2 protein-coding genes are annotated in these 1,443 nt (G+C 67.6%); one reads left to right on the forward strand and one right to left on the reverse strand.

The window, feature by feature from the left end; genetic code table 11:
• Nucleotides 1-561: 5'/3'-nucleotidase SurE (gene surE, locus AC1DYI_RS35500; protein ID WP_477208792.1), on the reverse strand; the 561-nt coding region annotated here is incomplete at its 3' end.
• 172 nt (nucleotides 562-733) lie between these two features.
• Here surE and AC1DYI_RS35505 point away from each other — a divergent pair.
• The coding region (locus tag AC1DYI_RS35505; protein ID WP_477208793.1) for an NADPH:quinone oxidoreductase family protein at nucleotides 734-1,443 on the forward strand (710 nt) is incomplete at its 3' end.

Raw genomic sequence — 1,443 nt, forward strand, 5'->3', positions numbered from 1 at the left:
GCCCAGGCGGGTGGTGACCCACGGCAGCTGATCGGCGTCCGGCCGGTTCGGGATGTTCACGTTCAGCAGCCAGGGCTTCTGGGCCGGCGGTCGCTGCAGGACCGATTCCAGCACCGCCTCGACGACCTTGCGTGCCACGCGAGCCGCGGCGTCGAGGTGCGTCCAGCCCTTCTCGGCCTGCGAAAAAGCGATCGCCGGGATGCCGAACAGATAACCTTCCATCGCTGCGGCGACGGTGCCGGAGTACAGCGTGTCGTCACCCATGTTGGCACCCTGGTTGATGCCCGAGAGCACCAGGTCAGGCTTGTGCGGCAGCAGGCCAGTCAACGCGACGTGCACGCTGTCCGACGGCGTGCCGTTGACGAAGCGAAAGCTCTGCACCGATTGACCGCGTGCTTCGTGCACTGTCAAAGGCCGCGTCAGGCTGAGGGCATTGGAGGTCCCGCTGGCGTTCTGCTCGGGCGCGATGACGTCGATCTCGCCCAGCCCTTGGCAGGCCTGGACCAGCGCTGCGATGCCCGGCGCGAGGTAACCATCGTCGTTGGCGATGAGGATGCGCATGCGACCGATTGTAGGCAGGCGCAACAGCTGGTCACTTGTTTTGATGCCTCGGTGTTGCGCCGGCACGCAGCGCTGCCTCCCGGCTGTCAGCCAGAAGTCACCCAGGCGACGAGCGAACAGCGGTCGCGTGCCTATGATCAAGGCCCATCGGAACACCCTCTTGGAGCGCAGCATGCACGCCTGGCTTTGCGAAACCACCACCGGCCCGGGCGACCTCGTCTGGCGCGAGCTGCCCACGCCCGAACCGGCGGCCGACGAAGTGCGGGTGGCCATCCACGCCGCCAGCATCAATTTCCCGGACCTGCTGACCGTCGAAGGCAAATACCAGGTCCGGCCACCGCTGCCGTTTGTGCCGGGGTCGGAGTTCGCCGGCAAGGTCGACGCGGTGGGCTCGGCCGTGACGCATCTGAAGGTGGGCGACCCGGTGGCGGCAATCGGCAGCTCGGGTGGCTTCGGCACCCACGCTTGCATCAAGGCGGCGCAAGCCATTCCGCTGCCACCCGGTTTTGCGCTCGAAGACGCAGCGGCCTTTGCTTTCACCTATGGCACCTCACACCATGCGCTGCTCGACCGCGGCCAGCTCAAGGCCGGCGAGACCGTGTTGGTGCTGGGCGCCGCCGGCGGCGTGGGCACCGCGGCCGTGCAGATCGCCAAAGCAGCCGGCGCAAAGGTGATTGCCGCGGCCTCGACCGACGAAAAATGCGAAGCCTGCCGTGGCATCGGCGCCGACGAGACGGTCAACTACAGCCGCGAGAACCTGCGCGAAGTGCTGAAGACGATGACCGGCGGCCGCGGCCCGGACATCATCTACGACCCCGTCGGCGGTGACTTGGCCGAGCCCGCCTTCCGCTCGATTGCCTGGCGCGGCCGCTACCTCGTGGT

It is taken from the genome of Ideonella sp. P3_A4, from assembly GCF_056403075.1.